This window comes from Pseudomonas sp. GW821-FHT09E04 (assembly GCF_059416185.1).
Genome location: NZ_JBWKOR010000009.1, coordinates 67,595 through 79,875 on the forward strand (window position 1 = coordinate 67,595; position 12,281 = coordinate 79,875).

The window sequence follows — 12,281 nt, forward strand, 5'->3', positions numbered from 1 at the left end:
CGGGCTCCGGCCGGTGGCCTGAGCCGGCCGGGGAGACCGATTTCAGCTATTCCCAAGGGTGGCAGTGGCCAAACCGGGAAAGTCTGTAATCAGGCTGTCAACGCCGAAGTCGGCGAGTCTGCGCATCAGCGCAGGCTCGTTGACGGTCCACACCGACACGTGCAGCCCTTGGCGCTGCGCCTTCTGCAGGCGTTCCGGCGTACACAGCGTCCAGTTCAGCGCGAGAATCTCGCAGCCATAACTCTGAGCGACCTTCAACGGGTCGAGCCAGGCGTATTCGGCCACCAGGCCGCGCGATACGTCGGGCACCAGATCCAGCGCAGCCTTCAATACTTCCCTTGAGCTCGAGGTGATCGTCACCTTGTCGAGCAGCCCGTGCCTGACCGCCATTTCGCGGATGGCCAGCACGGTGGTCGCGGCGCGGGTGCGCGAAGCGCTTTTGACTTCGAGCTGCCAGTGATCGAAATCACATTGCTCGAACAGTGCTTCCAGCGTCGGAATCGGACACGGCTTGATCCAGCCCGGGCCGCCCTTGCGGGCGTCGTAGGTCACCAGATCGGCAGCAGAGTGCTCGACCACCTTGCCACGGCGCTCGGTGGTGCGCTTGAGGGTCGGGTCGTGGATGACCATCAACTCACCGTCCTTGGACAGGTGCAGGTCCAGTTCGCAACGGCGTACGCCGTGCTTGAGACATTCCTGAAAACTGGTCAGGGTGTTTTCCGGTGCTTCGCCCTTGGCGCCGCGGTGGCCGTAGATAAGGGTCACGGTTCTTCCTTAATTAAATGCCTGATTCGTTCTGTTCGCGGGCCAGACGTCGTTCCTGTGCCTGCTTTTGCAAGATATAGCGGGCGAGCAACTGGCGCTGGGCATCGGTCAAGTGTTCGAACTCGGTGCCGATGTCGTAGCCGTCGCCCTTGCGGTCGCAATGGGTCACCCGGGCGCGCAGCAACAGGCCAAGCGCCTGGGGCATCAGCACCAGTTTGACCGACAGGTGGGCGCCGGTGGCGATCGGGGTCGGGTACTGAAAGTCGATGCCGCCCTCGGAGATGATCACTGGCTGCGGCTCGCCGATGTGGCCGAGCACGGTCAGGGCGACCACCTGGCTGAGCAGGTCAATGCGTTTGTTCTGGGATTTCAGGAACGCGGCGATGGCGCGGTCACGTTCACTGATCTGGCGCAGCAGGTGCTGCGACTCGAATTCGCTCAGGTGCAGTTCGCTGAGCAGATTGAACAGTGGGGAAGCATCCTGCAACACTTCCTGGCCTGCGGCTTCGGGAGCGGACAGGGGCCTAATTTCCAGTGCGATCGTGTCCTCGATACGGTAGTATTCGCGGCGATCTTCTTCATCTAATGTCGACATGGCGAACCCATGGTAGCGGCGGTGGTCTGAGTGTAAAGCTGGTTATCGACCCCCGCCACAAGGACGTTCCTTTTCCCTCCGAACAAGCCCCGACATGTTCAGACCTCTCTTCGTATTTATCGGCACGCGTTATACCCGTGCAAAGCGTCGCAATCATTTTGTGTCATTCATTTCCCTGACTTCGATGATCGGGCTCGCCCTTGGCGTGGTCGTGATGATCGTGGTGTTGTCGGTGATGAACGGCTTCGATCATGAGATGCGCACCCGCGTGCTGGGCATGGTGCCCCACGCGACCATCGAGTCCGGTGAAGCCATCAGCGACTGGCCGAGCCTGGCCGCCAAGGTCAAGCAGAACCCGCAGGTGGCGGCCGTCGCGCCGTTCACCCAGATGCAGGGGCTGCTGACCAACAACGGCCAGGTGTCCAAGGTGTTGCTCAATGCCATCGATCCGGCGCTGGAGCGCAACGTCTCGATCATCGACAACTTCATGAAGCAGGGCAAACTCGACGACCTGACGCCGGGCAGCTTCGGCATCGTGATCGGCGACAAGGCCGCGACCAAGCTCGGCGTGGGCATCGGTGACAAGATCACCTTCGTCGCACCGGAGGTCAGCGTGACGCCGGCCGGGATGTTCCCGCGCATGAAGCGCTTCACCGTGGTCGGCATCTTCCATGTCGGCGCCGGCGAGCTGGACGGTTACCTGGGCGTGACCAACCTGCAGGATCTGGCGAAGATGCACCGCTGGAAGCCTGATCAGGTGCAGGGCCTGCGTCTGAAGTTCGACGACCTGTTCCAGGCACCGCGTGAAGCGTGGAACATCGCTCAACGGCTTGGTGAAGACCATTACTACGCCCGCGACTGGACCCGCACCCACGGCAATCTGTATCAGGCGATCCGCATGGAAAAAGCCATGATCGGCCTGCTGTTGCTGCTGATCGTCGCGGTTGCCGCGTTCAACATCATTTCCACGCTGGTGATGGTGGTGAACGACAAGAAGGGCGACATCGCCATTCTGCGCACACTGGGCGCCACGCCGGGCACGATCATGCGCACGTTCATGGTGCAAGGCACGGTGATCGGTGTGGTCGGTACGGCCATCGGCGCCGTGGTCGGGATCTTTGCCGCGCTCAACGTCAGCGCCGCGATTTCGGCCCTTGAAGGCGTGATCGGACATAAATTCCTCAACGCCGACGTGTATTTCATCGATTACCTGCCGTCGCAGGTGCAGAGCCAGGATGTGATCATGGTCTGCGCCGCTGCGTTGGTCCTGAGTTTCCTCGCCACCCTGTATCCAGCCTGGCGTGCCGCGCGCACCCAGCCGGCGGAGGCGCTACGTTATGAGTGAGTCGGGCATGAGTGAAAAAGCAATCTTGAGCTGCCGCAACCTGGGCAAATCCTACGAGGAAGGCCCGGAATCGGTAGAAGTACTGGCCGGCCTGCAACTGGAGTTGCACCCGGGCGAGCGTGTAGCGATTGTCGGTACCTCGGGTTCGGGCAAAAGTACGTTGCTCAACCTGCTGGGTGGCCTCGACACGCCGACCAAGGGCAGCGTCTGGCTCGACGGCGAAGAACTCTCGGCCCTCAGCGAGAAGAAGCGCGGCCTGCTGCGTAACCGCTCGCTGGGCTTCGTTTATCAGTTTCACCACTTGCTGCCGGAATTCACCGCGCTGGAAAACGTCTGCATGCCGCTGCTGATCGGCAAGACGCCGATCCCGGAAGCGCGTCAGCGCGCCACCGCGTTGCTGGAGCGAGTCGGTCTGGGCCATCGTCTGGAGCACAAACCGGCCGAACTGTCCGGCGGTGAGCGTCAGCGTGTGGCGATTGCCCGTGCACTGGTCAACAAGCCTGGCCTGGTGATGCTCGACGAGCCGACCGGCAACCTCGACTCCCACACCGCCCAGGGCATTCAGGACTTGATGCTGGAACTCAGCACGTCGATGCGCACGGCGTTCCTGGTGGTGACTCACGACATGAACCTGGCTCGCCAGATGGACCGCGTCCTGCATCTGCAGGAAGGTTGCCTGACCCCTATCTGACGGCTTGAAACCCGATGCCTGAAAAGGCCTCGGGTCTTTTATTTTTATACGGTGCCCCAGCGAATGTTCAGACCGTTATCGATCTTTATCGGCACGCGCTATACCCGCGCCAAGCGCCGCAATCGCTTTGTTTCGTTCATTTCGATGACCTCGATGATCGGTCTCGCCCTCGGCGTGCTGGCGATGATCGTGGTGTTGTCGGTGATGAACGGCTTCCAGCGCGAAATGAGCTCGCGCATCCTCGGCATGGTGCCCCACGCGACCATCGTTGGCGTCAAGCCGATCGATGACTGGCAACCGGTGGCTGCCGCTGCCCTGAAAAATCCCGAAGTGACCGCCGCCGTGCCGTTCACCGAGATGGAAGGCATGCTGTCCTACAAGGGCATGATGCAGCCGATCCAGATCAGCGGTGTCGACCCGGCCCAGGAAGGCAAGGTGTCGATCGTTGCGCAGCACATCGTGCAGGGCCGTCTCGACGCCTTGAAACCGGGCGAATTCGGCGTAGTGCTGGGTGAGATCACCGCCCGCCGCTTCCGCCTGAACGTCGGCGACAAGATCACCCTGATCGTGCCGGAAGTCAGTACCGCGCCGGGCGGCATTACCCCGCGCATGCAGCGTTTGAACGTGGTCGGTGTGTTCAAGGTCGGCGCCGAGCTGGACGGTTCCATGGGCCTGATCCACGTCGCCGATGCCGCGCAGATGCAGCACTGGGAACCGAATCAGGTGCAGAGCGTGCGCCTGGCGGTGAAAGACCTGTACGCCGCGCCGAAGGTCTCGTCGGACATCGCCACCGGCCTTGGCACTGACTTCAAGGCTGACGACTGGACCCACACCCAGGGCAGCCTGTTCAGTGCGATGAAGATGGAAAAAACCATGATCGGCCTGTTGCTGCTGATGATCGTCGCGGTGGCGGCGTTCAACATCATCGCGACCCTGATCATGGTGGTGAACGACAAGGGCGCGGACATCGCGATCCTGCGCACCATCGGCGCCACGCCACGGCAGATCATGGCGATCTTCATGGTGCAGGGCACGGTGATCGGGATTGTCGGCACCATCATTGGTGGTGTGCTCGGCGTGATTGCCGCGCTGAACGTCAGTGAGATGGTGGGCTGGATCGAACGAGTGTCCGGTCAGCACATCTTCAGTTCCGACGTTTACTTCGTCAGCAACCTGCCATCGGAATTGCAGGGTGGCGACGTGCTGCTGATCTGCTCGGCGGGCTTCATCCTCAGCTTCCTGGCCACGGTTTACCCGGCCTGGCGAGCGGCGAAGATCGAGCCGGCGCACGCGTTGCGCTATTCGTAAGTTCCCCCGTTGAGGCCGGCATTGCCGGCCTCAATCGTTTTTCGGCAACTCAATCACAAACCGCGTCCACCCCAGAGCTGATTCGCAATGAATCTGCCCGCCATGGGCCCGGATGATCGACTGAGTAATCGCCAGCCCCAGCCCCGCATGCTCCGAGCTGCCTTCCTGGCGCGCCGGGTCCGCCCGGTAGAAACGGTCAAACAAGCGCGGCAACAAATCCGAAGAAATGCCTTCGCCACTGTTTTCCACAGTCACCCTCAAGGACTTCGCCTGCTCGGCCACCCGCACGCGTACTTCGCCGGCCGCCGGTGTGAAGCGCAACGCGTTATCCAGCAGATTCGATAGCGCTCGGCGCAACATCGCGCGATCACCCTCGAACCGCCCCTGACCGTCACGACTCAGGTTGACCTGAGCGTCCTCGGCCAGCGGTGCAAAAAACTCCAGTAACGCATCGGCTTCTTCCGCCAGTTCCAGCGGTTCGCGCTTGGGAACCAGCAATCCGTGGTCAGCCTTGGCCAGATAAAGCATGTCGTTGACCAGTTGCGCCATCCATTGCAGCTCTTCGAGGTTGCTGTGCAGGGCCTCGCGATAATCCTCGAGTGGGCGAGGGCGGGTGAGGGTGACCTGCGTGTGGGTCAGCAGGTTCGACAATGGGGTGCGCAGTTCATGGGCGATGTCGGCGGAGAACGCCGAGAGACGCTGAAAGGAGTCGTCGAGGCGTCCGAGCATGGCGTTGAAGCTGTGGGCCAATTCCGTGAGTTCCGCAGGCATCTGCGCTTCCGGCAGTCGGGCATTGAGCGATTGCGCCGAAATCCCGCGCGCGACGGCACTCATGCGTCGCAGCGGGCGCAATCCGCTGCGCGCTGCCCAGGCGCCGAGCAGTGCGGTCGCCAGTGCCGAAAGACCGACGGTCAGCCAGATCAGATGCTGCATGCGTTGCAGGAAGTGCTGGTGGTGGGTGATGTCCAGCAGCAGGGTCAACTGTGGCGAGTCGGTTTGTTCCGGGTAGAGCGGAGCGTTGAGCAGGCGATAATCCGTGCCGTTGTCGTTGATGGTGGCCAGGCCGGGCTGCTGCGGCAGGTTCGCCGGCATTTGCAGGGAGCGGCCGAACCAGCGTTGCCCCTCAGGGCTGCTGATGCGCAGGGTAACATCGCCCTGTTGGCTCAATTCAGCAGTGATATGCGCGGCGTCACCATCACCCAGCAGTGTCTGACGCACATTGATCAGCTTGCCTTCGAGCAGTTGCTGATCGAGCTCGATGAAATGCGCCTCACTGGCCCGATTGAAAACCACGCCCGCCACCAGCGACACCGTCGCGGTACACGCGGCGAAGAGCAACGCCAGCCGACTGCCGAGTGACAGGCGGCGCATCAGTCGGCACGCTCTTCAAGGACATAACCCATGCCACGCACGGTGTGAATCAGCTTGTTGGGGAAGTCGTCATCGATCTTCAGGCGCAGCCGACGAATCGCCACTTCGATCACGTTGGTGTCGCTGTCGAAATTCATGTCCCAGACCTGGGAGGCGATCAGGGATTTGGGCAGCACCTCACCCTGGCGGCGCAGGAGCATTTCCAGCAGCGCGAACTCTTTTGCGGTGAGATCGATGCGCTGACCGCTGCGCTCGACGCGGCGGCGAATCAGGTCAAGACGCAGGTCGGCCAGTTGCAGGCAGGTTTCCTGCGGAGTGGCGCTGCCGCGTCGCAACAGGCTGCGCACCCGGGCCAGCAGTTCGGAGAAGGCGAACGGCTTGACCAGATAATCGTCGGCGCCGAGTTCCAGGCCATGAACCCGGTCTTCCACGGTGTCTTTGGCGGTCAGAAACAGGATCGGGGTTTCGAGCCCGGCACCGCGCACCGCTTGCAGAATCTGCCAGCCGTTGCGACCGGGCAGCATCACGTCGAGGATCAACAAGGCATAGTCACCGCTCAAGGCCAGTTGCTGTCCGGTGGTGCCGTCGGCCACCAACTCGGTGTTGAAGCCGGCCTCGGTCAGGCCCTGGCGCAGGTAGTGGCCGGTTTTCGGTTGGTCTTCGACGATCAGCAGTTTCATGGGGTGTGGAGCTCAAATAGACAGAACAAGGGCGTTATACCGTGGGCGGTGGTTATGCAGACCAACCTGACAAAGTTGTAATCTGGCTGTCAGGTAGCTGCCAGCGCGGGCGGGCTAAAGTTTCCCACAGGCTGAACCTTATCTAGTTGGAGTATGACTATGTTTTTGCGCAACCCTCTGGCCGTCGCCGCCTGTCTGCTGGCGTTGAGCTCATCCGTTTGGGCCGACCCTGCGCACACCTATGACTTCGGCCAACCCGCCCCGGCCGCCAAGGCCAGCCGCAGCATTGAAGTGGTGATGGGCGACATGACGTTCGATCCGAAGGCCATCGAGATCAAGGCCGGTGAGACCATTCGCTTTGTCTTGGTGAATAAAGGCCAGTTACTGCATGAATTCAACCTCGGCGACGCGGCGATGCATGCCAAGCATCAGCAGGAAATGCTGCAGATGCAGCAAAGCGGCATGCTGACGCCGACCGGCATGAAAGAAATGTCCCACGACATGGCGGGCATGGATCATGCCTCGATGGGGCACGTCATGAAGCATGACGACCCTAACAGCGTACTGGTCGAACCGGGTAAGACCGCCGAGCTGACCTGGACCTTCAGCAAAGCCGTGAACCTGGAGTTTGCCTGCAACATTCCCGGGCATTACCAGGCCGGAATGGTCGGCAAACTGACTGTCAGTCAGTAAGCACTCAAAGGCGGGAGCAAAGGCTGATAGAATCCGCTGATTCTTCAGTCAGGTTTCCGCCATGCATCCCGCAGCCGAACATTCGCCGCTGGGCAAGTCCAGCGAATACATCGCCACTTACACACCGTCCCTGCTGTTTCCGATCCCGCGCACCGCGAAGTGGGCCGAGCTGGGCCTGACCGCCGAGACCCTGCCGTATAAAGGTGTGGATTTCTGGAACTGCTTCGAACTGTCGTGGTTGCTGCCGTCGGGCAAACCGGTGGTGGCGATCGGCGAATTCAGCATTCCGGCGGACTCGCCGAACATCATCGAATCCAAGTCGTTCAAGCTGTACCTGAACTCGTTGAACCAGACGCCGTTCGCCGACGTCGCGAGCCTGGAAGCGACGCTGGTCAAGGACTTGTCCGCCGCTGCCGGCAAGCCCGTGGGCGTGCGGGTTCGCAGCCTGAAAGACGTTGAAGCCGAAGGCGTCGTCGCGCTGCCGGGCGTGTGCATCGACGATCTGGATATCAGTGTCAGCAACTACGAACATCCGCGTCCTGAACTGCTGCGTTGCGATGATTCGCGGGTGGTGGAGGAGAGCGTGCACAGCCATCTGCTCAAGTCCAATTGCCCGGTGACCAGCCAGCCGGACTGGGGCAGCGTAGTCGTGGAATACCGTGGCGCGGCACTGGATCACGCCAGTCTGCTGGAATACATCGTCAGCTTCCGCCAGCACTCGGACTTCCACGAGCAATGCGTGGAGCGGATTTTCCTCGACCTGCAGCGTTTGCTGAAACCGGAAAAGCTCACGGTGTTTGCACGCTATGTGCGCCGGGGCGGGCTGGATATCAATCCGTACCGCAGCACTGAAAGCGTGCAGTTGCCGAACCATCGTCTGGTTCGTCAGTAACCTGCAAAGCGGACATGAAAAAGCCCTGCCATTGCTGGCAGGGCTTTTTGCATTTCAGGGGAGGGCGATCAGATGCCCATGCTGCCCAGCGCATTGACGATATTGCGCAGGGTGCCCGCAATAGCAGGGTGTTCGAGCTCGAAGCGATCAACTGCCAGATTCACGCCATCGGCGATGCTGGCGTCCTGCGTCGCGCTCTCCAGTTTGATTTGGGATTCGATCTGCGCCATAAGCTCACGAAGATGTTCGCGCTCTTCTTCTGTAAGCGGCGGATTCTGATCCAGTTGCTCGCGCAGGGTGTTGAGCTGTTCTTGCAGTTCGCGGGCGGGCATGGTGTTTTCCTTTTATCGAGAGGCACTGGCATAGACCGCAGCCGTGCGCCAAAGGTCTATGGCTCTCCTTAAGACTAATCCACTCTCGATGAACCTGCATGATCCCGGTCAGGGCTTTTCGCCTTTGAGGCGGCGCAGGCTGATGTCTGCCAGGCAGGTATCGAGATCGCCCAGGTGATCGATCACCGAGTGCACGCCCAGGCCGAACAGTTGCACAGTGGCCTTGCCGCGCAGTTGTTCGCGTTCTTTCTGACTGAGGGCTTGCCATTCACCCGGGGCCAGGCCGCAGAGTGAGCCACAGGACGCCAGGCCAATGGTCCACAGCCCGGCATTCAAGCCCGATTGCAGCAAGCGCGGTTCACCGCTGACCAGCACGCAGCCGTCCAGGCGATCGACATTCAACGCCATCAAGGCTTGCCAGCAGGCATTCGGTGCCGGCCATGGATTGTTTGTTGCGGGATGTTGCGAGGGTTTGATCCAGCCCGGCAATCCGGATGCCAGTACCTGGGTGAGGGCAGGGGGCAAGTCATCGAGCCAGGCGCAGGGGATCAGTTGACGCTGCAGGCTGCGCAGGCTGTCTAGCGCGCCCGGCGTGGTGTCTGCGTGCTCTGTGCCGGGGCTGGCGTGGTGACGGGCGCGGGCGCCGAAGTCCACCAGGCAACCGCTGAGCCCGAACAGCACGGCCGTCAGGTTGGGGGCGGACAGGGGCAAGGCTTCGGCTTGAGGCATGGAAAACGTCCCTGAAATAGAAGTCAGGCTAAGCATCGCCGGTGACAGTTGGATGACAAGCGCATGACGCACCGTCCTACAGAGGTGTTCATGCTGGAATGCCTAAAACCTTGTTTCCGTCTTATACTGCACCTCTTATAACCGTGGCCCGCTTGCCGCGTATGTACAATCCAAGGAGTTTTCTATGCGCTGGAGCAACCCTCTCGCTCAGCTTTGTGTATGTGCCAGCGTGATGCTGGTGCCGTTCGCCGCTAACGCTGCAACGGAAGAAGACCCTTGGGAAAGCGTCAACCGTCCGATCTTCCAGTTCAACGATTTCGTCGACACCTACGCGCTGAAACCTCTGGCGCAGGGCTATGAATATGTAACGCCGCAATTCCTGGAAGACGGCATCCACAACATGTTCCGCAACGTCGGTGACATCACCAACCTGGCGAACAACATTCTGCAGGCCAAACCAGCCGCTGCCGGTGTCGACACCGCGCGCCTGATCTTCAACACCACCTTCGGCCTGCTCGGCTTCTTCGACGTCGGCACCAAGATGGGCCTGCATCGCAGCGACGAAGACTTCGGCCAGACTCTCGGCTACTGGGGCGTCAGCAGCGGTCCGTACGTGATGCTGCCGTTGCTGGGCCCGAGCACTCTGCGTGACGCGCCGTCCAAGTACGTCGACACCTACACCGCACCGTACCGCTACATGAACGACATCCCGGCGCGTAACACCATCTACGGCCTGAACATCGTCGACACCCGCGCCAGCCTGCTGTCCAGCGAGAAGCTGATCAGCGGCGACAAGTACACCTTCATCCGCAATGCCTACCTGCAGAACCGCGAGTTCAAGGTCAAGGACGGTCACGTCGAAGACGATTTTTGATCTCGATTGATCGACATGAAGGGGCGACCGCAAGGTCGCCTTTTTTGTGGGCGCGTCCAATGATTGGGTTACGGTTGAAGCCGTTCTTATAACTGCGAGTGATTTGACAAACAAAGTCTCCAAGCGACCATCGGCGCATGCTTGAAACGCCTCTCGGATGGGAGTACCGTCTGCGCCTTAGAAGGGCACCTCTGGTGCAACCGTGTACAGGGCGAACGCTCTGAAACGGTGCAGCAGAGAGGCTAGAAAGCGAATCCAGTAGTCTGCGCCGGGCCGTTGCCCCGCCTGCTACGCCAACCTAATTCTGGCGCCGTTTGCCCACATGCCAAAAACCAGTGCCACGCTGCTGATAATCGATGATGACGAAGTAGTGCGCGCGAGCCTCGCGGCCTATTTGGAAGACAGTGGTTTCAGCGTCTTGCAGGCCAGTAACGGTCAGCAGGGTCTTCAGGTATTCGAGCAAGACAAGCCCGACTTGGTCATCTGCGATCTGCGCATGCCGCAGATGGGCGGTCTCGAACTCATCCGTCAGGTCACCGAGCGGTCACCACAGACTCCTGTGATCGTGGTTTCAGGTGCCGGCGTGATGAACGATGCGGTCGAGGCCCTGCGCCTGGGCGCGGCGGATTACCTGATCAAACCTCTCGAAGATCTGGCCGTGCTCGAGCACTCCGTGCGCCGGGCCCTGGATCGTGCGCGCCTGCTGCTGGAAAACCAGCGCTACCGCGAGAAGCTGGAAAAGGCCAACCGTGAGCTCGAAGCCAGCCTGAACCTGCTCCAGGAAGACCAGAACGCCGGTCGCCAGGTGCAGATGAACATGCTGCCGGTCAGCCCGTGGACCATCGACGAATTCAAGTTCGCCCACCAGATCATTCCGTCGCTGTACCTGTCGGGTGATTTTGTCGACTATTTCCGGGTGGACGAGCGTCGGGTCGCGTTCTACCTGGCGGACGTCTCGGGCCATGGCGCCTCTTCGGCCTTCGTCACCGTCCTGCTGAAGTTCATGACCACGCGCCTGCTGTTCGAGTCCAAGCGCAACGGCACCTTGCCGGAATTCAAGCCTTCGGAAGTCCTTGGTCATATCAACCGGGGGCTGATCAGTTGTAAGCTGGGTAAACACGTCACAATGGTCGGTGGAGTCATCGACGAGGAGACCGGTTTGCTGACCTATAGCATCGGCGGCCATCTGCCGTTGCCTGTGTTGTACACGCCTGACAGTGTTCGCTACCTCGAGGGGCGCGGTCTGCCCGTGGGGCTTTTCAATGAAGCCACCTACGAAGATCACGTGCTCGAGCTGCCACCGACGTTCAGCCTGACGCTGATGTCTGATGGCATTCTGGATCTTTTGCCAGAACCCACACTCAAAGAGAAAGAAGCTGCCTTGCCCCAACGGGTCAAGTCGGCGGGCGGCAGCCTGGATGGCCTGCGGCAGGTTTTTGGATTGGCCACGCTAGGGGAGATGCCGGATGATATCGCCTTGTTGGTGTTGAGCAGGAATCTTTAATGAGTACCGGTAGAATCCAGTTCGCCGAACAGGACGGCACCTTCGTCCTGAAGTTCGTCGGTGAAGTTCGCCTGACCCTGTGTTCGGCGTTGGATGCGACTATTGAGAAGATCTTCACCGCGCTGAATTTCAACGCGATCGTGATCGATCTGACCGAAACCCGCAGCATCGACAGCACCACGCTGGGCCTGCTGGCCAAGCTGTCGATCCTGTCGCGGCAGAAGGTCGGCCTGCTTCCGACCGTGGTCACCACCCACGACGACATCACCCGTCTGCTGCAATCGATGGGTTTCGAGCAGGTGTTCAATATCGTCAACCATCCCGTGCCTTGCCCGGAATGTCTCGATGACCTGCCGGATCAGGATCAGTCGGAGGAAGTCGTGCGGATCAAGGTGCTGGAAGCGCACAAGATCCTCATGGGCCTGAACGACTCCAATCGCGAAGCCTTCCATGATCTGGTGAATGCCCTCGAAAGGCATTGATTCACCCGCCATCAGGCACA

Annotated in this window: 14 protein-coding genes; 8 read left to right on the forward strand and 6 right to left on the reverse strand. The window is 60.6% G+C overall.

Annotated elements, in window-relative coordinates; genetic code table 11:
• Positions 1-42: 42 nt before the first annotated feature.
• Entirely contained in the window at positions 43-765 is a 723-nt protein-coding gene (locus tag AC07N4_RS27235) for a glycerophosphodiester phosphodiesterase (protein WP_096822081.1), read from the reverse strand.
• 13 nt (positions 766-778) lie between these two features.
• Positions 779-1,360 carry a PilZ domain-containing protein gene (locus tag AC07N4_RS27240; RefSeq protein WP_096822080.1) on the reverse strand — a complete coding sequence of 194 codons (582 nt, stop codon included), beginning with the start codon at positions 1,358-1,360 and terminating at the stop codon, positions 779-781.
• A 94-nt stretch (positions 1,361-1,454) separates the two neighbouring features.
• Here AC07N4_RS27240 and AC07N4_RS27245 point away from each other — a divergent pair, with 94 nt between their 5' ends.
• From AC07N4_RS27245 to AC07N4_RS27255, 3 genes are all read left to right on the forward strand, one after another.
• Positions 1,455-2,705: a lipoprotein-releasing ABC transporter permease subunit gene (locus AC07N4_RS27245; RefSeq protein ID WP_096822079.1), complete on the forward strand. Its 1,251-nt coding sequence runs from the start codon at positions 1,455-1,457 to the stop codon at positions 2,703-2,705.
• Positions 2,706-2,712: 7 nt separating this feature from the next.
• Positions 2,713-3,396, forward strand: a complete 684-nt coding sequence (gene lolD, locus AC07N4_RS27250) for a lipoprotein-releasing ABC transporter ATP-binding protein LolD (RefSeq protein WP_169844077.1) — start codon at positions 2,713-2,715, stop codon at positions 3,394-3,396.
• Positions 3,397-3,459: 63 nt separating this feature from the next.
• Complete coding sequence (locus tag AC07N4_RS27255; protein ID WP_493066507.1) at positions 3,460-4,704, forward strand: lipoprotein-releasing ABC transporter permease subunit; 1,245 nt, start codon at positions 3,460-3,462, stop codon at positions 4,702-4,704.
• Between the two features lie 30 nt (positions 4,705-4,734).
• On the opposite strand, the gene AC07N4_RS27260 is transcribed toward AC07N4_RS27255, so the two are convergent.
• Positions 4,735-6,075 carry a heavy metal sensor histidine kinase gene (locus AC07N4_RS27260; RefSeq protein ID WP_192558565.1) on the reverse strand — a complete coding sequence of 447 codons (1,341 nt, stop codon included), beginning with the start codon at positions 6,073-6,075 and terminating at the stop codon, positions 4,735-4,737.
• Complete coding sequence (locus AC07N4_RS27265) at positions 6,075-6,755, reverse strand: heavy metal response regulator transcription factor (protein ID WP_493066508.1); 681 nt, start codon at positions 6,753-6,755, stop codon at positions 6,075-6,077. The genes AC07N4_RS27260 and AC07N4_RS27265 overlap by 1 nt, the downstream gene beginning before the upstream one ends.
• Before the next feature lie 159 nt (positions 6,756-6,914).
• Here AC07N4_RS27265 and copI point away from each other — a divergent pair, with 159 nt between their 5' ends.
• Both copI and queF read left to right on the forward strand, forming a co-directional pair.
• Positions 6,915-7,448: a copper-resistant cuproprotein CopI gene (gene copI, locus AC07N4_RS27270; RefSeq protein ID WP_096822075.1), complete on the forward strand. Its 534-nt coding sequence runs from the start codon at positions 6,915-6,917 to the stop codon at positions 7,446-7,448.
• A 61-nt stretch (positions 7,449-7,509) separates the two neighbouring features.
• Positions 7,510-8,340 (forward strand): NADPH-dependent 7-cyano-7-deazaguanine reductase QueF, encoded by an 831-nt coding sequence (gene queF / locus AC07N4_RS27275; protein ID WP_096822074.1) that lies wholly within the window; start codon positions 7,510-7,512, stop codon positions 8,338-8,340.
• Between the two features lie 68 nt (positions 8,341-8,408).
• Here queF and AC07N4_RS27280 read toward each other — a convergent pair whose 3' ends face one another.
• Positions 8,409-8,672 (reverse strand): DUF4404 family protein, encoded by a 264-nt coding sequence (locus AC07N4_RS27280; RefSeq protein ID WP_096822073.1) that lies wholly within the window; start codon positions 8,670-8,672, stop codon positions 8,409-8,411.
• Positions 8,673-8,780: 108 nt separating this feature from the next.
• A complete protein-coding gene (pcrP, locus tag AC07N4_RS27285; protein ID WP_273538449.1) occupies positions 8,781-9,401 on the reverse strand; it encodes an HAD superfamily inactivated hydrolase PcrP in 621 nt (206 codons plus the stop codon).
• 184 nt (positions 9,402-9,585) lie between these two features.
• On the opposite strand from pcrP, the gene AC07N4_RS27290 reads away from it, so the two are divergent.
• The 3 genes from AC07N4_RS27290 (at position 9,586) to rssC (ending at position 12,261) form a co-directional block, all read left to right on the forward strand.
• A complete protein-coding gene (locus AC07N4_RS27290; protein WP_096822071.1) occupies positions 9,586-10,275 on the forward strand; it encodes an MlaA family lipoprotein in 690 nt (229 codons plus the stop codon).
• A gap of 322 nt (positions 10,276-10,597) precedes the next feature.
• A complete protein-coding gene (gene rssB / locus AC07N4_RS27295) occupies positions 10,598-11,779 on the forward strand; it encodes a two-component system response regulator RssB (RefSeq protein ID WP_096822070.1) in 1,182 nt (393 codons plus the stop codon).
• Complete coding sequence (rssC, locus tag AC07N4_RS27300; RefSeq protein ID WP_042560140.1) at positions 11,779-12,261, forward strand: anti-sigma factor antagonist RssC; 483 nt, start codon at positions 11,779-11,781, stop codon at positions 12,259-12,261. Before rssB ends, rssC begins: the two co-directional genes overlap by 1 nt.
• Positions 12,262-12,281 lie beyond the last annotated feature (20 nt).